We start from the raw sequence: 20,051 nt of genomic DNA, 5'->3' as shown, positions 1-20,051 counted from the left end.
GGCCGGCCCCGGCACCATCCGGGGCCGGCCTTCCTGCTGTCCCTCCCCCTGGTTACACCGGGGACGGGTTTCTGGGCCCCGGTCACCGGGGACGGGTTTCTGGGCCCCGGTTAATCGGTCGCCGGATCACCGGGCGCCGCAGGACTGGGCCCCTTTAGTAACAAGATCAAGCACCACCATTAAGTAGGTTCCGATGCCTTCGCTTCGCTCAGGCATCGGCGCGTCCCTGGCCTCACCAGAGCTCGAGCAGCACCAGGCGCAGCAGCAGCGAAGGGGGAGGGGTGTCACAGAATCCGGCCGCTGGCGTTCCCCCCTGCATGACAGCGAAGCCCAGGCGCACGATGCTCCCGCCGCACCTGACCCGCCACCTCTACGAGACCCGGCGCCTCCTTGCCGAGGGCGAGGGCCGACAGATGCCGCCCTGGTACCGGCTCACCCCGGAGCAGCGCGCCGACGTCGAGATGGACATGGAGGTCTTCCGGCGGGCCATCCTCAGCGCCGAGGAGGAGCAGGACCTCGTCACCGCGTACAACGCCTCGACCAGCGGGCCGCAGGAGACCGCCCCGCCGCTGGAGAACTGCAGCTGCCCCGGCTGCTCCACCGTTGCCGCGCTCGTCGAGCTCCTCAAGTGCCTGCGCCGTCTCGAGGACATCCCGCGCTCCCGGGCGGCCGCGAACGTCTTCCCGTTCAACCTCAGCGAGGTCACGACCGCGGGCCCCGGGCGCACCCCGGAGGACACCGCCCGACCGCGCACGGCGGGCTCCCGCCGGTCTCCGCTCGGCCTGGGACGCCTGAGCTTCCTCGTGGTGCCGCCGCCCGACCCGCAGGCCTTCCTCCGCGGCCTGTAACAGAATCCGGCGCGGCGACGTACTACAGAGTGCGGCAGGCCCTCTGACCCCGATCCCCCCCCGGGGAAAGCACTCCGGCCGCACCCCCCCGAGCAGGGGGCGGCCCCGCTTCATCTCCCCGGAGCGGGGCCGCTGCCCGGCACAACTTCCGGCACACCCCAGCCGATCCCGTTCCCCGGGCGGCGCCTCCAGGTGAGTTGAGCAGTGCCGGAACCCGCGGCCTGGCCGGCGGTCTGGGCATGGACCGACCGGCCGGGCCGCGACACTAGATCCCCCCGCGCTGCACCTTCCACGCCATGCCCCGCACGCAGCCCTCAACGCACCGCATGGTCCCCCCGGCCAGGGAGCTGCAGCACGCCCGGAAGCCGGGAGTCGTCTCCCGCGACGCGGCCAACGTCGCCGACATCCTGCTCCGCGCCCCCGCCCCCGCCCGCCGCCGCGCCTTCAAGCACGACCTCAGCGGCCGCGAGCGGCCGCACGTCATGCGGGAAGTCGAGCGGGCCACCGGCTCCATGTACGGGCTCTGGCACGACACCCCGTCCGGCTTCATCGAGGACGTCCTCGGTGAAAGCATCTGGTCCCGCCAGCGGGAGATCGTCGACGCCGTCCCAGGCCACAAGCGCATCGCCGTCCCGGCCGGCTTCGGCGTCGGCAAGACGTGGATCGCCGGAAGGCTCGTCGCCTGGGCCGGAGCGGTGAACGCACCCGGCACCATGGTCATCGTCACCACCGCCACCCGGTTCCGGCAGGTCCGCAACCAGCTCTGGCCGCACATCCGCAAGACCGTTGCCCGCGCCGGACTGCCCGGCTACTGCGACACGACGCAGTGGAAAATCCCTGATCAGTGGGGCAACGACGTCATCGTCGCGTACGGCTTCACCGCGCCCGAGAACGACGAAGCCGCCATGCAGGGCATCCACGGCACCCCGAAGCTCCTCATCGTCGTCGACGAGGCCGGCGGTATCGCCCGCACGATCGGCAACGGCACCAACAACCTCCTGACCGGTGACGCCCGCATGCTGGCCATCGGCAACCCGGCGATGGACGACCCGCGGTCCTGGTTCGAGGGCCTGTGCGAGGAAGGCGAAGACCCCGAGGAGCCCTCCACCGTCACCATCCCGATCGCCACGTTCGCCTCCCCGGCCATCACCAAGGAACGCGTCCCGTACTGCAACGACTGCCCCGACGGTGTACCCGCGCATTCCCTCGCGATCCACCTCCCGGACCAGGACTGGGTGGACCGCACGATCCGCGAGTACGGGCCCGATCACCCGTACGTCATCGCCAAGGTGCACGCGAAGTTCCCCAAGGGCGGAGGCGGCCTCACCATCCCCGTCACCTGGGTCGAGAACGCTCAGCAGAGCGACGACCCGACCGGGCCCGGCTGGCACCGCCTGTGCGACCTCGGCCTCGAGGGGGAGACCGCCACCCACACCGTGAAGGAAGGCGCCTGGGTCCGGCTCGGCGTCGACGTCGCGGCCGACGGCGGCGACGAGTTCGTCATCTCGCGCATCGTCGGCGACGTCATCGAGACCCGCTACCACTCCTCCGGCACCATCAACGACGACCAGGTCCTCCTCGCCGAGAAGGTCCTTGAGGAGATCGCCGCGGCGCAGCGCCTCGCCGATGCCCTGCGCTCCCAGCACCCCGTCCGCGTCAAGGTCGACCAGAACGGCATCGGCCACGGCGTGGTGTCCATGCTGAAGCGCTGGGCCGACACCGGCCGCCACAAGGCGCAGATCGTCGGCGTCATGGTGTCCGAGTCCCCCGAGCAGGACGACCCGGGCGCGGTCATGCGGCCCTACCGCAAGCGCGACGAGATGTGGCTCGCCACCCGCGGCCTGCTGCAGCCCGACCCGTCGACCGGCCTCGGACGGCTACGGCTCCGCGTCGACCGGCAGACCGGCATCCAGCTCTCCACCCCACGCCTGGGCTCCAACAGCGCCGGCTACAGCGTCGTCGAGTCCAAGAAGGCGATGAAGCAGCGCGGCATGAAGTCCCCCGACCGGGCCGACGCCGCCCTGCTGACCGTGTACGAACCGGAGCCGATCAACCCTCCGCGCCGCCGCGGCCTGCTCAACTAGCTACCGGCAGGTGCACCCGCCGGGTCCGAAACAGGGCAAACTCTTATGCCATGCAATCGACCGCCCGCGACCACAGCGCCAGCGACCGCCCAACGACGGCGGCCGCGCTCACCGCCGTACCCGAGCCCGCGCGCGCCCTGCGCGAGCTCGAGCGTGTCCTGGACGTGTTCCGCACGGTCAACCACAAGGCCAAGGACGTCGTGTCGGACGCCCGCATGCAGCAACTCGAGTGGGTCGCCGGCGAGCTCGCCCTGGCGCTCCCTCTGGGGCTGACCGAGACAGCCGGCGACTCCCTCGCCGAGCTCCTCTCCCCGGACGCCGTCCACGCGTACCTGCTGTACGGCCGCGGCGGATACCTGCGTACCGCGCCCATCGTGTCCACGGACCCCGCCAGCTACGACACCTCCGAGCGGATCCGTATCTTCTGCCTCGAGCGGATCGCCGAACAGGCCCGGATCCCGTTCGAGGCGCCCGACCTGCCACCGTGGGGTCTGCGCCCCACCGTCTCCCCGCAGATGGCCGACCTCATCACCAACCACCTCGAGGAGGAAGCCGGCCAGTGGCCGGAGGCGGACCGGCCCGACGTCATCGTCCGCGGCCTGGCCATGTGGGGCGTCATGCGGGACGTTCTGCCGCGCCTGGGCGAGCTGGAGTCCATGCTCGTCGACGACCTGGCCGTCGAAGGCGACACTCCCCGCGCTCTCACCCTGGTACGCCAGCCCCAGGGCGGACTTCGGGGGAAGATGCCCGAGCCCGAGACGATCGCCCTGAGTGCCGACACCGGACACCGCCTCGAGCACTGGCTGGAGCGACGTCCCGCGCTGATCTACCGCCTCACGGGCACGGCCCCCCGGCACCTGTGGTTGGGGACCCGGGTCCCCAACCTCGGCATTCCCATCGACCGGCGCGGCATCAGCAAGTGGTACAAGAAGGTCGCCGACGAAGTGCAGGTCGAGCAGGACGCCGCCGGCGTCGCCGAGGACGACCTGGTGCCGACCAGGTGGGAGACAATGCGCCGCACCCTTCTTGCGCAGCGGCAAGCAACCGAAGCAGCCACCGCCTAGACCACCCCTGCAAGGCCCCTAGCGGCCCCCAGGACGCTGGTACGGTCCCCGCATGCGTATCGCCCGCATCTCCGCCCTCGCCGTGCCCCTGTCAGCCTCTGAGCAGGATCAGGTGCAGCGTGCTGCCGAAGCAGCCGGGAAGGACGTAGAGGACTTCATGCGGGAGGCAGTGCTTGCCGCCGCCAACGACCCGTTCCTCACCGCCCTCGACCAGGCCGCCGACACTGTCGCCCGCCGTGGCGAAGTTCAGCACGACTACGCCGGCTGAACCGGGCCTACAGGGTGTGCGCGCCCAGGCCCTTCACCGCGTCGTCCCGCCACGTACGCCGGGAGCCGCGCGCGGTAGCCGCGGCCGCGAGCTGCCCGGCCGTCGCGAACCAGTCCGCGGCGCTCAGCGTGGCCTCGCCCTCGCCGCACAGCACGCACACCGGTGCGCCCTCCATACCGACGTGCCGGGCGATGCTGCCCCACCAGCCCTGAGCGACCGCCCGCGCGCACTCCAGGCAGCCCACCAGGTCCTCGCCCGGGTCCTGCCCGACCAGCTGCCCGTCCTCGGCAACCGTCTCGCCCGTCATGACGTCGACCACGGGGCCGCGACGGCTCATCTGCTTGAGCGCGGCCTGGAGCTGGGGCGGCATCTCGGCCGGAGTCAGCGGCGGGAAGTCTTCGGAGGAGGGAGGAATCGGCGCGTCACTCATGCTGGCACCGTAGCGGCCACCGGCCGGCCGCCGAGCCGTTTCAGCGAAGCCCCACCCGCAGCGAGAACGGCCGAGGGGCCGACGGAAGGAATCCGTCGGCCCCTCAACATGGGGTGGTCAGGCGGTCGGGTACGAGCCGGTGACCGTGATGATCTCCGCCAGCTTTGCGCCCTCCGCGTCACCGTAGAGGTGATCGATGACCTGCAGCGCGGCACCGTTCGAGTCGGTGGTGACACGCAGACGCTCGATCTTCGAGCCGTCCGAGGAGGCGCCGATCATCGCCTCACCCGTCCAGACACCGCGGTCGGCGTCCCGGCCGTCGAGCTGGACCTGGAAGGTGTAGCGGACGCCGGGCGCGGCCGGCACGGGCAGGGTCAGACCGAAACCGGCGGACGACGCCGCCGTGGTCTCCTTACGCGCGAGCACCATCGCGGTGAAGGTGCAGACGCCGTTCGCGTCGACGTAGTGACCGGAGGTCTCGGTGCCGTCGGTGCCGGCGACGTTGGTGAGCTTCGGGGTCCAAGAGGTAGCCAATTCGGTTCCTTCGTGAGAGGCAATGCCACCCCGGGCGGGGCAGCCGCCGAACCGTGCGACACCCGGACCCTTAGCGTCGCGCGCACCCGTTCGGACGACCTGTCAGCTTCTCCCGTCCCCTGTCAGTGGGCCTCGCTACGGTGACCGCGTGACCGGAATTTTCCTCGCCACCCGCGCCACTGCCGACAACTGGCGCCACCTGGCCGCCGTTGCGCGCGCCTACCACCGCAACCCGAACCTCGAGGCCGAGCGGTTCGCGCGCACCGTCCACCGGATCGCTCACGGCGGTGACGCCACCATGGGCGGGACCGGCGTAGAGGTGGCGCTGTTCGGCGCCACCCAGACCACGGACCTCATCGAGCAGGACGGTCACCGCTGGGACGAACTGCTCGAACACTTCCCGGACCTGGACACCCTCGACCCAGACGTGCAGCGGGCCCTCTTCGCCCTGCGGGACGGCCGAGCGGACGTTTTCGAGTACCTGGCGAAGTCCTTCGACCGGCTGAACACCGGGAAGCTGTCCAAGCTGCTGGGCGTGCTGGGCGGCGTGGTCGCCCTGATCGACCCGGACGGCACCCGCAAGACGCTCGTCTTCGACGGCACCGAGGCCGCGCCCTGGTCGGCCAACCCGAAGAAGGTCCCGGAGTGGCGTAGCCAGCTCGTCGCCCGCCTCCTGGCCGATGAGACCGCCGAGAGCACCGCGCGGGAGTTCGCCGCCGAGGACCTGCAGACCATGTTCCCCGGCCTCGAGCCGATCGAGGCCGCACGGTACCTGTGCGGCCAGGAAGCCGACCGGCTGAGCAACGCCAAGCTGTTCCACGCGGACGCCGACACCAGCGCCGTGGCGACCAGGAAGGCCGCCCAGCCCCGCAAGACGCCCCTCAGCGAGGGGCGCGTGCCCAGCCCGTACGGCCTGATCGTGTTCGATACCCCCATCGACTGGTCCCCGGGCTTCGCCCCGCTCGTCGCAGCGTCTTGGGGCCGTGAGGAACGCGACGGCCGCACCTTCTGGTGGATGACCCACTACGTCCACAACGCCGGCAGCCCGCCGTTCACCGCCCAGGGGTTCGCCCTGGTCGCTGAGGACCAGGTGTTCGCCGATGACGCGCTGTACTCCCAGGACGACGGCACGGCGCTCGCGGTGCGCGCCGTCGTCGCCTGCTGGGACGTGATCACCCAGGAACGTGTCGGCAAGCCCGTCACCGACGTTGTCGAGGAGCGGCGCCAGCCCAAGAGGCTGCGCAACGACCGCCGCCGCGGCGTCGTCGACGACGGCACGGTCCGCCTGGTCACCATCCGCGGCCGCCGGCGGTCAACTCCCGCTCCGCGCCGCCCCGACGACAGCGGGCAGTCCCACCGCTACGACCGCGGCCGCTGGTGGGTCAACGAGCACACCCGCAGCCACTGCATGAACCCCGCCCTGCACCGGGACGGGGGCTGTACGCACGAGGACATCACCATCCTCGAGTACCCCAAGGGCCCGGCCGACAAGCCGTTCCTCGACACCGTGCACCTGGTGCGCAGCGCCGACTGAACGACAACGCGAGGGCCCCGGCGACCGCAGTCTCCGGGGCCCTTCCGCGCCTACTGGACGGGGTGAGCGTCGAGCCAGTCCGACAACTCGTGTGCCGAGCCCAGGACCTCGTCCCGGTTCGTCAGATCGGCGCCGCCGGCGGGAACCCCCTGGTCCTCCCCGACCTTGACGCCGTCCTCCATGGTGTTGATCAGCGCGTACGCCTCCGACCAGAACTCTGGCCCCGTCTCCTTGTCGGCGTTCGCCGCTTTCCGCAGGTCACGCGCGGGCTTCATGAGCGCCTGCATCTGCTCCCAGCACGTCCCCGGCTCCTCCTCGAGGCACCCGCCGTCCGTGTCGAACTGCTCCACCGCAACCTGGAACGTCGCGGTCGCCTGCTCCACGCTCGGGGTCTTCGGCGCAGCCTTCGCGGCTGGCTTCCCGTCGTCTCCGTCGCTCGAGCTGCAGCCGCTCACGGCCGCCACGGTCACGGCCAGGACCAGGGCCCCGGCCGCCTTCCCCCAGATGTGTCTCCCCATGACGGGGGATCATCGCACGCACCCACGACACCGGGCATGACAACGGGGCCCCAGCCCAACGGCCAGGGCCCCGCGCGCGGCCGGTCACGACCGCGTGATGGAGCGCCCTCCCCACCGGTTGTTGTTCGTGATGTTCACCGTCTTGCCGCCCCCGGACGGGGTCATCTTCCAGGCGAGCAGCAGCAGGGCAATCGCAAGGGCCGCGCCGCCCGCACTCGCCGCGGCGGTGACGAGCTTGCCGAGGCCCGCGACGAACTCACCGGCGCCCCAGCCCAGAACACCACCACCGACGCCACCGCCGAACAGCCGCGCGGCGAGCGGGTCGATGAGCGGCTGCGGGGTGAGGTCCCGGGCCGGCGTCGCCACGGTCGGCTGCAGCGCCGACCGGCGCACGGCAACCGACCGGTTCGGGTCGTACGGGTCCTGGACGAGAACGACCGGGTCGTACTCGTCGTGCAGCTCCACGTTGTTCTCGGCCGGGACCGGGACGTACGCGGCCGAGGGGCGGGGGCGCGTGGGCCGGATGCCCGTCGGAATCACAGGCTCGTGCATGCGGTGCTCTCCTCGTCGATCACGGACGCTTCGGGGGCGGTGGTGTGGCGCGATGCGGTGTGGACGTAGACGACGGCCCGGTTGCGCTTGCCGTCCTCCTTCACCCAGCCCGCGGCGACCCACTGGGACAGCCACGGCCCGATGGACGTGTGGTGATTGCAGATCCCGCGACTGACCGCCTCGGGCTTCGTCAGGCCTTCCGGCCCGGCCTTCTCCAAGGCCTCCCACAGCGGCTGACGGTTCTCCGGGATGCGGGAGCCGTCCGGGAACGTCGGCACGGCGCGCAGCACCGGCCGGCCACCGCCGGGACCGCCCCCGCCCGGAGACGTCGGCGGGTCCGGCTCCGGATCAGGCTCCGGGTGCGGCCGCACGTCCTCGACCGCGTCGTCCTCGGGGGACGCGTGCTCGAGCGACGTCTCGAGGATCTGGTGCTCAGTGATCCAGTAGCACCGGCCCTCGTTCGGCTCGAAGTACCGCTCAGACGACACCATGCACTTGCCGGGCAGGTCGAGCTCGTCCAGGCGCCAGCCCTGCCCGTACGCGCCCGTACCCATGATCATGTTGATCGGGGTCGGCTCGTTCACCGGCAGGCCGATCCGCACGCCGAACTGCTGCCGCGTGTCGGTGCCCTTACCGCCGAACGCCTGCTCGCTGGGCGACTGGGTCGCGGCGATGATGCGGATACCCATCGCACGGGACACCTGCATGAGCGTCATCAGCTCGGACGCGACGTCGGGCGCCTGGCGCAGAAGCTCGGCGAGCTCGTCGATGATCAGGACGATGTACTTGCCGTGCTCGCGGGTCCACTTCTTGACCCGCTCCCCGTTCGGCCCGCGCAGCGTCGCCAGGTACTTGCCGCGCCGCGTCATCTCCGACTTGAGCCAGACCAGGAGCTGCCGCGCGGTGTCCGCGTCGTCCGCCAGGGCCACCATGTTCGGCTCCCACGGCCCCAGCTCGAGCGCGCCCGGCTTCATGTCGATGCCCGCGAGGAACACGTCACCGCAGGCCACCAGGTTGGCGGCCAGGACGTTGACCGCTCCGGACTTGCCCTTGTTCGTGCCACCGGCGATCAGGACGTGCCCGTCGACGATGTCGATCAGGATCTCGATCCCGTCGGGGTAGATCCCGATCGGGATGGGCTCCTCGATCGAGGAAATGCGCACGCCCGGCCACGGGATGCCGGGCCCCGCGAGCGGGTCGGTGGTCTGCATCCGCACGAGGAGCTGGTTCGCCTGCGCGCCCTCGGTCAGCCGCAGCCGGCCGGGCAGATCGAGGTTCGCCTGGAGCTGCTGCCGCTTGGCGATGACGGCCTGCGCGGACGTGTTCTTGCCCGGCGGGAGGGTCACCAGGGCGTACCACCCGGTGTCGGTGAACACGATCCGGGAGACGTCGACCGCGGGCACGCCCAGCGCCACCAGGGCGCGGCGCAGCGCGGTCTCCTCCTCGGTGTCGCCGGTGACGCCCGGCACGCCGACGTTCACGCCCATCCCATCGGGGAGGGGCGCGGTCTTCGCGGCCTTGATCTGCAGGTTGAAACGGTCGTGGCGGGTCTTGACCAGCCAGGGCACGTACACCGCGTACGAGGCGATCGTGACGACGCCGCCGGTGATGAGCGAGGGCACGGACGGACCGGTGACGGCGCCCAGCCCTGCGTTGATCAGGGTGGCCGTGGAGGCGATACCGAGCGACGTGGCGATGCCGCTCTTGAACTTGAGGCCGCCCCAGGTCAGGCCGGCCGTCGCGGCGACGCCCAGGCCGTACCCGGCGTACGCGGCCGGGTCGACGCCGACAGCGTGGTGGAGCCACCCCATGCAGGTCATGCCGAAGGACACGGCGGCCGGGGCCAGCTCGTAGCGCAGGCGTCCGCAGAAGCGGCACACAGCCGCGGCCATCCGTCGCGTACGGCCGTGGCCGGAGGTCTTCTCGAGGGGCGAGGTGACGTGATCGGACTCAGGTATGAACACGTCACGTCACCTCGCCAGGAGGGACGTGGACAGGTGGGCAAGGACTGCGGTGCGCGAGGGCATCGGGGTGTTCCTTCACTTCGTGGTTTCGGCGGTGCTCTCCGCCGTGTGTCTGGCCATGACGCCAGGTGTTCGGTTATCGCTGTGCGGGCCTGGTGGTGCCTACGGTGCCGGGTCGGCCGGCGGTCCGAGTGTCACGGGTTCGGTGGTCTTGTCGTGCAAGACGTACGCCCATTCGTGCTGGACGGTGAACGACGTCTCCGGCGGTAGGGCGCGCCCGGCGACTGCTGCCACGGCCCTCCCCATGGCTTCCACGGCCTGCATGCGCTTCTCCGTGCGCACGTTGGTCGGGGTGCCGGGCGGAATGTCGAACTCGAAGGTCACGCGTAGTCGGCGGGGCATCTCACGGCGAGTCACCATCGGTCCCCCTCATGATCAGTCACAGCCCTCATTGTGCCTGATCTCTGCGGGAAATTGGTAGTTCTCCGGGAGAGTGGACGGAAGTGCCTTGTCTGACCGGCGCTGAACTGTTGGTTTTCCGTCACTCCTGCTTGTTCTACGGGAGAGATGTGGATCAGGATGAGATGTCGGCGGGTGAACTTCCCGCCTCCTCAAGGCGCCCGCGCGCCAGATGCTCCTTGCAGTTCACGCACCGCAAGGTCCCCGGATTGCGGGGATGCTCCTCTACGAGAGTCGGCCCGCAGAGGGGGCACGTCAGCCGGAGGCGCTGCAGAGGCCGCGGCACGGCCGGAGTGGACGAGACGTGCGGCGTCGCCGCATCGGCCGCGTCGTTCCAGATGAACCGCGTACCGTCCCGGTCCGGCTCCGACTGGTGCCACCCGCCGGGGTGGCTCCCCGCTGGCTCGACGGACGGCTCGTAGTGCCCGGCCGGCAGGCTGCAGGAGACCCGGCCGGCCAGGGCGTGCAGCATGGTCGCGGTGCAGGTGGTCACCTCGCCCGCGCACTCCGGGCACGGAAGGGACGCCAACGCGTCCCACCGGGAGTAGTCCGAGATCACCCCGCGGCCGCGGCAACGGCGGCACGGCGGGGCCGGAGGCTTCGGCGGCGGGAACGACAGCTCCACCTTCACCAGGTCCGGGTGCTGCTCGGACGGGCCGATCGCGTCGACCTGGCAGTGCAGCGTCGTCGTGCTCCAGCCCTCGAGCGGCAGCTCGGAAGGCAACTCGCCCCCGAGCAGCTTGGACAGCTCCTCGGGGGCGAGCTCGTGGTTCCCTGGGCGCGTCACCGCTGCCCCTCGATGGCGAGTGCGGTCCGTCGACACGGCTCGCTCTGCAGAACGGGCCGCCGGGGCAGCTGCATCTCGGGGGAGGCCTCGAGCACGACGTCCTCGGCGTAGCCGACGTGCGTCCATGCGCCGTAGTCCGTGGGAGGCGTACCGACCGGCGCCACGAACACGGGGGCGCGGTTCACTCCGTCTCCCCCCAGTAGCCGGGCAGCTCAACGACGTCGATGCCGTCCTGCTCGGACAGGCGGACCACGCTCGGGTCCGCACTCCAGACGGTGAGCCCGTCGAACTGGCGGTGCGCGGCGCGCAGCCGTTCCCGCTTCACCACAGCGCCCGGCCGGTAGTCGTGGCGGCTCCGCATCCACAGCAGAGCCGTCGGCACGCCGTTCCGGTTGAGCCAGGTGATGACGAGCTGCTCCAGGCGCCGGTCCCCGCCGGTCATCACCAGGACGACCTTCCCGTTCACATGCGCACGCACAGCCGCGTTCACGACGTTGCGGTTGGGCGGGCACCCGAGCATCGCGGAGTAGAACCGGGAGGCATCGTTCGCCAGATGGCGGACACGGCGGACGTTGATGAGGCCGCCCTCGAGGTCGAAGACAACCGCGGGTGCGAGCGGCGGAGCAGCGAGTGCGGTGGTCACTCCGCCTCCCCGTTGTAGATGTGGATCATCTGTACGGCCTTCTGTCGGCACAAGGCGCACGCCCGGTACTTGGGGCTCTTGGTGCCGCATATCAGCGTGGCGAGGGCGTCAGCGGCCCCGGTGGAGGTGATGCGGAGCAGGGCCTGGCCCTTCTTGCGGCAGGACCCGCACGCCCGGGTCTTCCCGGGCCGCTCTCCGCACGCGACGAGCGCCAGGCGCTGCTCGAGCTCGGGCAAGGTGGGTGCTTCGGTGACGGGTGCGGTCATCGGTTGCAGTCCTTCGGGGCGCGCGACTTGTGGTGGGCGATGGTTTTGAGGTCGCTTCCGACCTGCTCGTATGCGGTCATCTCCTGGCAGGCGGTGCACCGGTAGGCGATGAACCGGCGGAAGGGAACGGTCGTCGACGTCGGGTGTCCCTGACGGCCGCCGGCCATCTCGCCGGGCCCCGGGTCGCCGCACCACTCGCATGATGGGTCGTAGTGGGTGAGGACGGGGGCCGGGGCCCACCTGGACCAGGTGATCGGGTGGCCCGCGTGTTCGGAGGGCAGGGGCGCCTCGGCGTACGTCATCGGGTCCGGGACGACGCGCAGGTGGCGGCCGCGCTGGTCTGGCGCGGGGGCGGGGACCGGCAACTCCTCGGCGACGCCCGCGGGAACGATGCGGGGCTTCTCCGGTTCCGGCTCGCCGCGCAGGGCGCGCAGGCAGGCCGGGCAGACTGCCGACTCGGTGACCGGGCCGTCCCACGGCCGTACGCCCGGCGCCTGCCCTGCGTCCGGGGAGCACTCCAGGGGCACGGTGAACACCGGCATCGCCGGGGCCGTGACGCCCTCACCCGCGACGTGCAGGACGGGGCGGCCCGCAGCGCGCACGACCAGGCGGCCGTCCCACTTGGGCGCGGCAGCCGGGGCCGCCACGGCGAGGGCGCTCACGACTCCTTCCCCTCCGCGAGGTGGAGGGCACCGGCAACGTTGGCCCACATGTTCGCGAGGCTGACCATCTCGTCACGCCCGCGGGCCATGTCGTCCACCGTCTTCTCCAACTCGGCGATCCGCGCCGGCGAAAAGCCGCGCTCCGTCGTCGCCTGCAGGTTGCCGAGGCGGAACGCTTCCAGGGCCTCCTGGAACTCCTGCGCGCGCTTGGCGCAGTACGTCGCCCACTGCGCGGCGTCGCCCACCGTGGTCTTCTCGGGCTCGTTCATCGGGTCCTTCCCACGAGAAGCGGCACCAGGCCGGTGGTCTTGGGGTTCCTCCGGTACTGGGCCCGGCGGGCGGCGTGCATGTTGCGGCGGGCGAGGCACAGCGCCCCGGCCGGGACGTGGCACTCCGGGCATGGCACGGAGTAGCCGCCCTGCTGGAACCGGGCCGCGGTCTCGTGCGCAGCGTCGTGCGCAGCGTCAGCGGCCGGGGAGGGTATGAGGGCGGAGAGCATGGTCATCACGCGCGGCCGCCCATCCGCTCGGCCTCGTCGAGGGTGATGTGCGGCCGCGAGTCCTCCCTCACGTCCTCGTCGTCGAGCAGGTACAGCCACAGGCCCTCGTCAACCACCTTGGGACCGCGCCGGTACCGGGCCTCTCCTCGACCGGGGTCCTGGGTGTCGCCCCAGGCGATCGGAAGGGTGAGGGAGGCGGCCGGCCCCTGGTCGGCGGCGCCAGAGACGCGCAGGACCGCGCCCCTATACGGGCCGTTCACGAACCGGATGTAGAAGGGGGCCGTCGGGCCGTCGACCTCGCTGCCCAGGCGCTGCCCCAGCCTCTCGGACCAGGCGGTGACCTCGCGGGCCGTCGGCGTCGGGTCGAACCCGAGAACGGCCCGGAGAGCGGCAACCGCAGACAGCAGCTCAACGTACGCAGCGATGGGGTAGTTGTCGTTCCAGCGGTCGCGCAGCAGAGAACACGCTGCCTTGTCGGCGACCTCGTAGAGCTCGATGTCGACGGCTTCGCGCTCGAGCTGGGTGCCGCCACGCCCGTAGGCGGAGACCACCAGGTCGAGCAGGTGCTCACGGCTCACAGTCGGCGGGATGGGCGTGCCGTCGTGGGCGTAGAGCTGCAGAGACACGTTTTGCGTGGTGCTCACGGAGGGGCATCTCCTAGCAAGTTCCGGGAGGGCGGGCCAGCCCTCATCTCTCGTACGTCGGATCGGCCGTTCCTGTTACGGTTTCAGCCTTTGCGCTGGTCACGGGCCCGGTCAGTTCGACGACGACGAGGGTCATCCGGGCGAATCCGGTGGTGACCGGCTGGCCCATGACGGGGATAGGACCCATGAGGAACTCGTGGTTGTCGTCCGGGAGGAGGCCGCCGTCGATGACCAGTCCGTCGACGTAGTGCTTCGCGGTGTCCGCCCAGTTGCCCGGGTCCCGCTTCCGGGAGAGCGGCCGCGGGTGCAGCACGTAGAAGATCGCCGCGCGCTCGAGCCGGAGCAGGCCCATGGCCATGCCGGCGGCGTCCTTGCGGAGCTGCTTGCGGATCCGGTGCTTGGCCATGTGGTGAAGGCGCTGGTTGCTGGTCAGCATCTGCTCGGCGTACGGCATCAGCAGCGTCCAGTGCCGTCCCGGGGACGACAGCATGGCGAGCAGCGGCTCGACTGCCGGAGCGGGCGGAACAGACGGCGGGCCCGGGTGCGCGGCAGGCCTCTTGGCCGTCTTGCGCGGCGCCGCCGCGGCGGCCGGCTGGGAAGCCTGACCACCGCGGCGACGACGTTCCTGCAGCTCAAGGAACTGCTTCGCGGTCATTCTGGCGACCATCAGCGGTCCGTCCGATTGGTGCAGGCCGGATAGCTCGATCCGCGGACGCAGTCCCGCCAGTCGTCCCGGGTGACACGGAACTTCGTGCCCTCCACGGTCAGCCAGTACCGCCAGCCCCCACTCTTGTAGTAGACCCGCGGTCGGTCTGTCACGGTGCCGGCCGGGCCGGGCGGGTACGTCTTCGGCTCACAGGCCGTCAGGAGGACAACAGCGGTCAGGACGGCCACAGCCAAGCGCATGAACTGGTTCATGGTCAGCCCTCCAAGGCAGCGGTACCGGCTTCGGTCAGCCGCCAACAGTCGCCGTAGTGACCGGCTTCCGTCTTGGTGAGCTCGCCGTCCTTGCGTACCCAGCCCTTGGCCTCGAGCTTCTTCACCGCGGCGTCGACCTTCCGGCCCAGGGCTCCCCAGGCCGCGTTACTGCGCGTGCTGGTGTCCCGGATCGTGGGGCCGCCCCGCCCGGGGCGGAAGGTGAACACCACACCGCTCTTGACCAGCTCCAGCAGCCGACGTTCCGCCGCGGTGGGGGGCGCGGGCGCGCCGAGCGGGCGGACCTTCTCCATCCACTCGAGGCAGCGGGAGCAGTTCGCGGGCGCGTTCACCGGGTCGCTCAGGTGCAGCGGGTTCGCGCGGCCGGGCGACTCGCACAGCGCTCGGTCGGCCGCGTGCTTCCGGGACCGGCCGGAGACCACGTCGGTCTTGGGAACGGCGTGCCGCAGCGGGCCGCGCACGCCCGCGTGCCGGGTGTTCTCCCGTACGGTCATCTCGACGTTGGCCGCGGCGAGCGCCGCCTCCCACCGGCGCCGTTCGCGCTCCTGGCGCTCTTGCGCCTGCTTCGCGCGCAGTTCCTCCGCCTCCTTCCGGCGCGCGCGCTGCTGGACGACGCGGTCCGGCAGCGGCGGGTCCAGGCGCAGCTCATCAGCGACGATGAGGGTCCAGCCGTCCACGCTGGTGCTGCGGTCGATGCCGGGGAAGGAGTGGCCCAGGACGGCGGTGCACCAGTCGGCGCCGCGCCGCGCGGCGACCTCCTGCATGCGCTTGAGGGCCTCCGGGCCCAGCGGACCGCGGTCCCGGCCCTCAGCGTCCCTCCGCACTTCCTGGTACAGGTCGTACGCAGGCTCGGGCTCGGGGCGGGGCAGCAGGATAGTGACGACGTGACGTCGCATCGGGTGTTCCTCTCTTCGGGTGTACGGCGGTGCTCTCCGCCGAAAGGCCGCAGCGCGCGGCGAGGGTTGTGCTCCACGAAGGGTGTGAGCGGAGGATCGTTCTGAGCGAAGAATCGAACTGTTCGGGTCGGGTCAGTTGGGGGAGGGTTCGCCGGCGGTGGGCTCTCTGTCGGGGAGCGTCAGGACGCCGCCGATCTCCACCGCGTAGCACGGGAGTTGGGCGAGCACGGTCACTCGGTTCAGCAGCTCGTGCCCTTCAACCACGGCCAGGTCGTCGCCCTCGTAGCTCTGCAGGTTGAGCACGACGGCCTGCACCGCCTCCACCTCGTCGACGAGCATGGGGATGCCCGACCGTCCGAGAGCGCGGGCGGCCCCGGCCCGTTCGGACAGCGTGAGCATGAGCCAGTAGCCGCTCGCGGCGTTGAGCGCGTCGGGGGCCATGTCGGCGTCGAGTCGGGCCAGTTGAGTGCGTGCGTGGCTGGTGATGCGCTCGAGCGTCTGCAGGTCCTGCACGGTCACTGCGAACGCGAGACGCGGCGCCAGTCTGGCCGGCGCTTCGGGCTTCTGGCAGCGGTCGAAAATCGGCATGTGATCCCCCCACGAGACACAGGCGTCTGTATGCGCCACCTAGTCGAACGTCGAATCCGGCGCCTTGTGACAGCGCAGGTCAGACGGTGCGCGGCAAGACGGCAGTGACCGAATCGACCAGGGCGCGGGAGAACCAACGCAGCGGTCGCCGCACGGCGTTGGGGAAGGCGTACGTCAGGAGGACGACGGCGCCGGCCGTGAAGGCGAGCGAGAGGTTCGCCAGGACCCAGCCCGCGACGGCGAACACCGCGGCCGCGATGACGCCGAGGGTGCCGAGGGCGGGCGGGATGAGTTCGGGGTGCGCGAAGGCCAGAAGGCCGAGGGCCCAGGCGAGGATCTGCAGCTTGGCGCGCATCTCAACCCTCCTGCTGCTGGCCGTAGAAGCCATTGCTCGGGTCGGTGGTGTCGGAGCGGTGGACGCGCCAACCGTCCTTCGTCTTCACCAGCGGGTCGTCTTCGGTGCCCGGGTGTCCGTCGGCCGCGCAGATGTTCCGCTGGCCGTTGTGGTCGCGCTTCTGCTGCGCGCGGTTGATGAAGCCCGCCATCGGGTGCTCCTCCGATTCGTGGTCCGGGCGGTGCTCTCCGCCCTTCGAGGAACACCATACGGTGTTACTCGTCGGTAGCCGACAATAACTCCAATTGTTGTCGGTAATCTTGGCCTAACGTCAGATCCGAGACTCAGGGGGACACGCATGAGTGAGACCAAGACCGAGGACGCGTGGGCAGAGCTGCCGACACTCATCCGCTCCCCGTACGGGTTCGTGCTCTGGGACGTCGAGACGCTGGTCCGTTTCGACGGAGCGCAGCGGGCCGGCGCCCGCATCATCGAGCGCATCGAGCAGCAACTCGCCAAGAACAACATCGGCCACCTCCCGGCGAAGCTCCCCACGGACGGCACCTGCCAAGTCCTCCTCTACTGCAGGGACGAGCCCGGCCTCAGCTTCATCGTTCGCCTGGTCCACGACCTTGCGACCCAGGACGTGAACGACAACACGAATACGACGGTCCACATGCTGCATGCGCTGCTACAGGGCATGAAGAACGCTTCGCAGGCCGGCACCGGGAAGGACGCACCTTGAGCGACGTCGACCAGATGCTCAATGCCCTGTACGCCACGGCTCGCACAGACCGAGAGGCGCACCATGCACGCATCCTGCGCGAACTCGACGCGACTACCGAAACCTTGACGGAAAACCTGCTGCCCCCGGAGTGGCGTGCCGCCGGCCTTCGGTTTGTTTACGAGACGGAAGAGGCCCCTCCGATGACGACCGTCGACGAGCGGACCGAAGTGTGGCGCGAGGGATGAGCCTCCGCAACCACGACAAGGACGAGATCGTCGACGCTGAACTCGTCGACGAGGACGGCGCCCTGGCGCTCGTCGAGGAACCGCCCGCGCGGCCGCGCGTCGACGCCAACACCGTGCTGCGTCCCGGCCAGGCCGTGCCCACCACGGCGGACCCGGATACGCAGTACACCGAGCGGGACCTGTACGTCAGCGAAGAGACCGCGCGCATCCTGGACGAGTCCGACCCGGGCGACTCCGGCCCGATGAAGGCCTTCAAGGCGTGGTGCGCTGATCAGGGCCGCGTGGCCGTGCCGTGCACCACGGCGACGTTCACCGAGTACAGCCGGCACCTCATGCAGCGGGGCCTCAAGGTCGCCACGGTCAAGAACTACATGTCGCAGATCCGGACGGCGATGCCCGCGGGGAAGAAGCCGGACAACAGCCTGTATCTGCGGCTCCTGGCCGACTACCGGAAGAGGAACAAGCGGGCGGTGCGCACCCGGCAGGCGTTCCCCATCACGCTGCCGTACCTGGTCCCGATGATGGAGAAGGCGGAGGCGGACGGCCGGCCGGTCGGCATCCGGGATGCGGCCATGCTCGCCTTCGGGTACCGGTTCCTCGGTCGCAGCATCGAGGACGCCAACCTTGAGATCGAGGACCTGACCATCACGGGCGACCGAATCGTGGTCTGGCTCCCCGACGACAAGACGCACAAGGACGAGGAACAGACGATCCCCTTGAAGGACCGGCCGGACCTGCAGCTCGTGCCACGGATGCGGCGCTGGCTGGGGTATCTCGCCGAGCAGGGGGTCACGACCGGTCCCGTCTTCCGGCACCTCCTCAAGAACGGCAGGCCCGCCACCGAGTCGACTCGGGCGCGAACGGCCACGAAGCGGGGTGTCCACCTTCGGGGGCACGTCGTCAACGAGCGGGTGAAGTTCTGGTTCGCGGCGGCCGGGCTGGTGAGCGACGGCCGACCGGTCACCTCGCACGGCCTGCGGGCGGGCGGAGCCACAGACCTCGCCCAGCACGGCGCCACGGACGAGGAACTCGAGCGCGCCGGCCGGTGGGCCCCCGGCTCATCCATCCCCCGCAAGGTGTACGTGCGCCCGGCCCGGGATGCGCAGAAGGACCCGTTCGAGCGGATCCCCGTACACGAGCCCGAACGGAAAGCTGAGTGACTCTCGAATATGCGGGTGACGGGCCCTTACACTGTGCTACGAGCCGTCCCCTTGGTGCTGGGGATGGGTAGAACGACGATGGCGGCCCCCCTCACTGTGTCTGAGGGGGGCCGCCATATTCGGTGGCTCAGAGGCGTGCTCAGGCGCGGGCGTCGAGCGTGCCCGTGCTGACCGACGTCACGAAGGTGGCCCACGACGACCGCGGGAAGACGAGCGCGGGGCCCGCCTTGTCCTTGGAGTCACGGACGCCAACCTCGGGCTCCTGAACGACGACCATCAGGTCGGCGATCTCGAGGCAGTTGCCTTCCGCGCCGCTGCTGTGGGACGACTTGAACCACGCCCTTTCAGGGGCCAGGTCGGTGGACTTGCGGGGTCGATTCACGGTGTCAACTTTCGTTCCAGGTCCCGGTGGACTTCATCAATGAAATGCGGCGTCTCGTTGGGCGCGAGCGCCGCGGCCCGCAGGGCTTCAAACCTGCGGGAGTATTTCCCGACCTCGGGCTTCTTGTCGGTGATGCTGGCTTGTCCTCCAGGCTGGTCGGCCTGGACGATCTTCCCCAACGGTTCGCCCATGTCGAGCAGCGCGAAGTTCTGGCTCGCTCGGTAGCCGGTCGATGCGGCCGGCAGTATCTGCACCGTCACGGTGTCGAGGGACGCCAAGTGTTTGATCTCCTCGTACTGCTCGGCCATCACCTCGCGGCTGCCGATCGTGCTGCGGATGCTGTCCTCGCTCATGATGACCCACAGCTCTCGCGGGTCCTCCTTCGTAATGAGCGTCTTGCGGGCCATCCGCATTTCCACGTTGGCGTCGATGAACTCGGTCGTGGTCTCGTCGACGGCCTTGGCGGACAGCAGTAGCTCCCGCGCGTACCGCTCCGTCTGCAGGAGCCCGAAGACGAGCGACGGCTGCCACGCGGCGATCGACAGCGCGTCGGTCTCCATCCCGACGTACTCGCGCATGCCCTTCGGCAGGTGCGCGGAGTACGGCACCCACCAGCCCTCTTGCAGCGACTCCCGGTGGATGACGAGCAGGCTCTCGACGACCTCGGAGTCGTGCACCTGGTAGTGGCCCAGGAGGTTCTTCAAGTCGGTCGGGTTGGGGAGGCTGGTCCTGCCCCTCTCCACGCGCCACAGCTTCTCGGGAGAGAAACCCAAGGCCGACGCGACGTCCTCACGCCTCATGCCCAGGTCTTCTCTCATCCTGGTGAGCACCTTGCCCAGGTGCACCCGCCTGCTTGTCGGCCCCTTCGGTGCGGCCACTCGTCATCCCCTCTGTCGTGCCGAGGCACGCGCCGATCGAGTGGGGTCTGCCCGTCCCAGAGTCCGGTTCATGCATCCCGGAGTCCGGTTCAAGCCTCCCCAAGTGCCCCTTGACCTTGCTTGAGTTGGAAGTGTGCCACCCCAAGTGT

At 70.3% G+C, this 20,051-nt stretch carries 30 protein-coding genes; 8 read left to right on the top strand and 22 right to left on the bottom strand.

Annotated elements, in window-relative coordinates; translation table 11 throughout:
• The first annotated feature begins 317 nt into the window (after positions 1-317).
• The 4 genes from ACIF8S_RS28900 to ACIF8S_RS28885 all read left to right on the top strand — a co-directional run bounded on the left by ACIF8S_RS28900 (position 318) and on the right by ACIF8S_RS28885 (position 4,264).
• A complete protein-coding gene (locus ACIF8S_RS28900; RefSeq protein ID WP_400002980.1) occupies positions 318-848 on the top strand; it encodes a hypothetical protein in 531 nt (176 codons plus the stop codon).
• A gap of 296 nt (positions 849-1,144) precedes the next feature.
• The gene (locus ACIF8S_RS28895; RefSeq protein WP_400002978.1) at positions 1,145-2,932 is read left to right on the top strand and encodes a hypothetical protein; all 1,788 of its coding nucleotides are present in this window, start codon (positions 1,145-1,147) and stop codon (positions 2,930-2,932) included.
• 50 nt (positions 2,933-2,982) lie between these two features.
• Complete coding sequence (locus tag ACIF8S_RS28890) at positions 2,983-3,996, top strand: hypothetical protein (RefSeq protein ID WP_400002976.1); 1,014 nt, start codon at positions 2,983-2,985, stop codon at positions 3,994-3,996.
• 52 nt (positions 3,997-4,048) lie between these two features.
• Entirely contained in the window at positions 4,049-4,264 is a 216-nt protein-coding gene (locus ACIF8S_RS28885) for a hypothetical protein (RefSeq protein ID WP_400002975.1), read from the top strand.
• Between the two features lie 7 nt (positions 4,265-4,271).
• Here ACIF8S_RS28885 and ACIF8S_RS28880 read toward each other — a convergent pair whose 3' ends face one another.
• Both ACIF8S_RS28880 and ACIF8S_RS28875 read right to left on the bottom strand, forming a co-directional pair.
• On the bottom strand, positions 4,272-4,694 hold the full coding sequence (locus tag ACIF8S_RS28880) for a hypothetical protein (protein WP_400002974.1): 423 nt from the start codon (positions 4,692-4,694) through the stop codon (positions 4,272-4,274).
• 117 nt (positions 4,695-4,811) lie between these two features.
• Positions 4,812-5,228: a hypothetical protein gene (locus tag ACIF8S_RS28875; RefSeq protein WP_400002972.1), complete on the bottom strand. Its 417-nt coding sequence runs from the start codon at positions 5,226-5,228 to the stop codon at positions 4,812-4,814.
• Between the two features lie 148 nt (positions 5,229-5,376).
• On the opposite strand from ACIF8S_RS28875, the gene ACIF8S_RS28870 reads away from it, so the two are divergent.
• The gene (locus tag ACIF8S_RS28870; protein WP_400002970.1) at positions 5,377-6,762 is read left to right on the top strand and encodes a hypothetical protein; all 1,386 of its coding nucleotides are present in this window, start codon (positions 5,377-5,379) and stop codon (positions 6,760-6,762) included.
• Between the two features lie 50 nt (positions 6,763-6,812).
• Here ACIF8S_RS28870 and ACIF8S_RS28865 read toward each other — a convergent pair whose 3' ends face one another.
• From ACIF8S_RS28865 to ACIF8S_RS28780, 18 genes are all read right to left on the bottom strand, one after another.
• Positions 6,813-7,280, bottom strand: coding sequence for a hypothetical protein (locus ACIF8S_RS28865; RefSeq protein WP_400002969.1), 468 nt, complete (start codon positions 7,278-7,280; stop codon positions 6,813-6,815).
• Between the two features lie 84 nt (positions 7,281-7,364).
• Positions 7,365-7,832, bottom strand: coding sequence for a hypothetical protein (locus ACIF8S_RS28860; RefSeq protein ID WP_400002968.1), 468 nt, complete (start codon positions 7,830-7,832; stop codon positions 7,365-7,367).
• On the bottom strand, positions 7,817-9,796 hold the full coding sequence (locus ACIF8S_RS28855) for an FtsK/SpoIIIE domain-containing protein (protein WP_400002967.1): 1,980 nt from the start codon (positions 9,794-9,796) through the stop codon (positions 7,817-7,819). The genes ACIF8S_RS28860 and ACIF8S_RS28855 overlap by 16 nt, the downstream gene beginning before the upstream one ends.
• 162 nt (positions 9,797-9,958) lie before the next feature.
• Positions 9,959-10,216 carry a hypothetical protein gene (locus tag ACIF8S_RS28850; RefSeq protein WP_400002965.1) on the bottom strand — a complete coding sequence of 86 codons (258 nt, stop codon included), beginning with the start codon at positions 10,214-10,216 and terminating at the stop codon, positions 9,959-9,961.
• Between the two features lie 154 nt (positions 10,217-10,370).
• Positions 10,371-11,042, bottom strand: coding sequence for a hypothetical protein (locus ACIF8S_RS28845; protein ID WP_400002963.1), 672 nt, complete (start codon positions 11,040-11,042; stop codon positions 10,371-10,373).
• Positions 11,039-11,227 carry a hypothetical protein gene (locus tag ACIF8S_RS28840; protein ID WP_400002961.1) on the bottom strand — a complete coding sequence of 63 codons (189 nt, stop codon included), beginning with the start codon at positions 11,225-11,227 and terminating at the stop codon, positions 11,039-11,041. Before ACIF8S_RS28840 ends, ACIF8S_RS28845 begins: the two co-directional genes overlap by 4 nt.
• Positions 11,224-11,685, bottom strand: a complete 462-nt coding sequence (locus tag ACIF8S_RS28835; RefSeq protein WP_400002959.1) for a hypothetical protein — start codon at positions 11,683-11,685, stop codon at positions 11,224-11,226. The genes ACIF8S_RS28840 and ACIF8S_RS28835 overlap by 4 nt, the downstream gene beginning before the upstream one ends.
• Complete coding sequence (locus ACIF8S_RS28830; protein WP_400002957.1) at positions 11,682-11,951, bottom strand: hypothetical protein; 270 nt, start codon at positions 11,949-11,951, stop codon at positions 11,682-11,684. Before ACIF8S_RS28830 ends, ACIF8S_RS28835 begins: the two co-directional genes overlap by 4 nt.
• Positions 11,948-12,613 carry a hypothetical protein gene (locus tag ACIF8S_RS28825; RefSeq protein WP_400002956.1) on the bottom strand — a complete coding sequence of 222 codons (666 nt, stop codon included), beginning with the start codon at positions 12,611-12,613 and terminating at the stop codon, positions 11,948-11,950. The genes ACIF8S_RS28830 and ACIF8S_RS28825 overlap by 4 nt, the downstream gene beginning before the upstream one ends.
• The gene (locus ACIF8S_RS28820) at positions 12,610-12,882 is read right to left on the bottom strand and encodes a hypothetical protein (protein ID WP_400002954.1); all 273 of its coding nucleotides are present in this window, start codon (positions 12,880-12,882) and stop codon (positions 12,610-12,612) included. The genes ACIF8S_RS28825 and ACIF8S_RS28820 overlap by 4 nt, the downstream gene beginning before the upstream one ends.
• Positions 12,879-13,118: a hypothetical protein gene (locus tag ACIF8S_RS28815; protein WP_400002952.1), complete on the bottom strand. Its 240-nt coding sequence runs from the start codon at positions 13,116-13,118 to the stop codon at positions 12,879-12,881. Before ACIF8S_RS28815 ends, ACIF8S_RS28820 begins: the two co-directional genes overlap by 4 nt.
• Positions 13,118-13,756, bottom strand: coding sequence for a hypothetical protein (locus tag ACIF8S_RS28810; protein WP_400002950.1), 639 nt, complete (start codon positions 13,754-13,756; stop codon positions 13,118-13,120). Before ACIF8S_RS28810 ends, ACIF8S_RS28815 begins: the two co-directional genes overlap by 1 nt.
• A 43-nt stretch (positions 13,757-13,799) precedes the next feature.
• The gene (locus ACIF8S_RS28805; RefSeq protein WP_400002948.1) at positions 13,800-14,411 is read right to left on the bottom strand and encodes a hypothetical protein; all 612 of its coding nucleotides are present in this window, start codon (positions 14,409-14,411) and stop codon (positions 13,800-13,802) included.
• 11 nt (positions 14,412-14,422) lie between these two features.
• Positions 14,423-14,674: a hypothetical protein gene (locus tag ACIF8S_RS28800; protein WP_400002947.1), complete on the bottom strand. Its 252-nt coding sequence runs from the start codon at positions 14,672-14,674 to the stop codon at positions 14,423-14,425.
• Positions 14,675-14,676: 2 nt separating this feature from the next.
• Entirely contained in the window at positions 14,677-15,588 is a 912-nt protein-coding gene (locus ACIF8S_RS28795; protein WP_400002945.1) for a hypothetical protein, read from the bottom strand.
• 132 nt (positions 15,589-15,720) lie between these two features.
• A complete protein-coding gene (locus ACIF8S_RS28790; protein ID WP_400002943.1) occupies positions 15,721-16,107 on the bottom strand; it encodes a hypothetical protein in 387 nt (128 codons plus the stop codon).
• A 148-nt stretch (positions 16,108-16,255) separates the two neighbouring features.
• Positions 16,256-16,531, bottom strand: coding sequence for a hypothetical protein (locus tag ACIF8S_RS28785; RefSeq protein WP_400002941.1), 276 nt, complete (start codon positions 16,529-16,531; stop codon positions 16,256-16,258).
• A gap of 1 nt (position 16,532) precedes the next feature.
• On the bottom strand, positions 16,533-16,721 hold the full coding sequence (locus ACIF8S_RS28780; RefSeq protein WP_400002939.1) for a hypothetical protein: 189 nt from the start codon (positions 16,719-16,721) through the stop codon (positions 16,533-16,535).
• Positions 16,722-16,868: 147 nt separating this feature from the next.
• On the opposite strand from ACIF8S_RS28780, the gene ACIF8S_RS28775 reads away from it, so the two are divergent.
• From ACIF8S_RS28775 to ACIF8S_RS28765, 3 genes are read left to right on the top strand one after another with little or no spacing between them, the layout of a single operon-like run.
• On the top strand, positions 16,869-17,255 hold the full coding sequence (locus tag ACIF8S_RS28775; RefSeq protein ID WP_400002938.1) for a hypothetical protein: 387 nt from the start codon (positions 16,869-16,871) through the stop codon (positions 17,253-17,255).
• The gene (locus tag ACIF8S_RS28770) at positions 17,252-17,482 is read left to right on the top strand and encodes a hypothetical protein (RefSeq protein WP_400002936.1); all 231 of its coding nucleotides are present in this window, start codon (positions 17,252-17,254) and stop codon (positions 17,480-17,482) included. The genes ACIF8S_RS28775 and ACIF8S_RS28770 overlap by 4 nt, the downstream gene beginning before the upstream one ends.
• Positions 17,479-18,642 (top strand): tyrosine-type recombinase/integrase, encoded by a 1,164-nt coding sequence (locus tag ACIF8S_RS28765; RefSeq protein WP_400002935.1) that lies wholly within the window; start codon positions 17,479-17,481, stop codon positions 18,640-18,642. The genes ACIF8S_RS28770 and ACIF8S_RS28765 overlap by 4 nt, the downstream gene beginning before the upstream one ends.
• 139 nt (positions 18,643-18,781) lie before the next feature.
• On the opposite strand, the gene ACIF8S_RS28760 is transcribed toward ACIF8S_RS28765, so the two are convergent.
• Together ACIF8S_RS28760 and ACIF8S_RS28755 are read right to left on the bottom strand one after the other, a co-directional pair.
• Positions 18,782-19,024: a DUF397 domain-containing protein gene (locus ACIF8S_RS28760; protein WP_400002934.1), complete on the bottom strand. Its 243-nt coding sequence runs from the start codon at positions 19,022-19,024 to the stop codon at positions 18,782-18,784.
• On the bottom strand, positions 19,021-19,854 hold the full coding sequence (locus tag ACIF8S_RS28755) for a helix-turn-helix domain-containing protein (RefSeq protein WP_400002984.1): 834 nt from the start codon (positions 19,852-19,854) through the stop codon (positions 19,021-19,023). Before ACIF8S_RS28755 ends, ACIF8S_RS28760 begins: the two co-directional genes overlap by 4 nt.
• Positions 19,855-20,051 lie beyond the last annotated feature (197 nt).

The sequence above is a fragment of the Streptomyces sp. NPDC085937 genome (assembly GCF_044540535.1).
In the GTDB taxonomy this organism is placed as follows: Bacteria; Actinomycetota; Actinomycetes; order Streptomycetales; family Streptomycetaceae; genus Streptomyces.
This window is presented reverse-complemented; position numbering and strand designations above follow the sequence as displayed.

Coding starts and splice junctions, on each gene's coding strand:
- ACIF8S_RS28850 (WP_400002965.1), bottom strand. CDS start 10,216: ATGGTGACTCGCCGTGAGATGCCCCGCCGACTACGCGTGACCTTCGAG.
- ACIF8S_RS28785 (WP_400002941.1), bottom strand. CDS start 16,531: ATGCGCGCCAAGCTGCAGATCCTCGCCTGGGCCCTCGGCCTTCTGGCC.
- ACIF8S_RS28765 (WP_400002935.1), top strand. CDS start 17,479: ATGAGCCTCCGCAACCACGACAAGGACGAGATCGTCGACGCTGAACTC.
- ACIF8S_RS28780 (WP_400002939.1), bottom strand. CDS start 16,721: ATGGCGGGCTTCATCAACCGCGCGCAGCAGAAGCGCGACCACAACGGC.
- ACIF8S_RS28885 (WP_400002975.1), top strand. CDS start 4,049: ATGCGTATCGCCCGCATCTCCGCCCTCGCCGTGCCCCTGTCAGCCTCT.
- ACIF8S_RS28895 (WP_400002978.1), top strand. CDS start 1,145: ATGCCCCGCACGCAGCCCTCAACGCACCGCATGGTCCCCCCGGCCAGG.
- ACIF8S_RS28805 (WP_400002948.1), bottom strand. CDS start 14,411: ATGACCGCGAAGCAGTTCCTTGAGCTGCAGGAACGTCGTCGCCGCGGT.
- ACIF8S_RS28795 (WP_400002945.1), bottom strand. CDS start 15,588: ATGCGACGTCACGTCGTCACTATCCTGCTGCCCCGCCCCGAGCCCGAG.
- ACIF8S_RS28800 (WP_400002947.1), bottom strand. CDS start 14,674: ATGAACCAGTTCATGCGCTTGGCTGTGGCCGTCCTGACCGCTGTTGTC.
- ACIF8S_RS28820 (WP_400002954.1), bottom strand. CDS start 12,882: ATGAACGAGCCCGAGAAGACCACGGTGGGCGACGCCGCGCAGTGGGCG.
- ACIF8S_RS28830 (WP_400002957.1), bottom strand. CDS start 11,951: ATGACCGCACCCGTCACCGAAGCACCCACCTTGCCCGAGCTCGAGCAG.
- ACIF8S_RS28890 (WP_400002976.1), top strand. CDS start 2,983: ATGCAATCGACCGCCCGCGACCACAGCGCCAGCGACCGCCCAACGACG.
- ACIF8S_RS28860 (WP_400002968.1), bottom strand. CDS start 7,832: ATGCACGAGCCTGTGATTCCGACGGGCATCCGGCCCACGCGCCCCCGC.
- ACIF8S_RS28865 (WP_400002969.1), bottom strand. CDS start 7,280: ATGGGGAGACACATCTGGGGGAAGGCGGCCGGGGCCCTGGTCCTGGCC.
- ACIF8S_RS28880 (WP_400002974.1), bottom strand. CDS start 4,694: ATGAGTGACGCGCCGATTCCTCCCTCCTCCGAAGACTTCCCGCCGCTG.
- ACIF8S_RS28775 (WP_400002938.1), top strand. CDS start 16,869: ATGAGTGAGACCAAGACCGAGGACGCGTGGGCAGAGCTGCCGACACTC.
- ACIF8S_RS28900 (WP_400002980.1), top strand. CDS start 318: ATGACAGCGAAGCCCAGGCGCACGATGCTCCCGCCGCACCTGACCCGC.
- ACIF8S_RS28815 (WP_400002952.1), bottom strand. CDS start 13,118: ATGACCATGCTCTCCGCCCTCATACCCTCCCCGGCCGCTGACGCTGCG.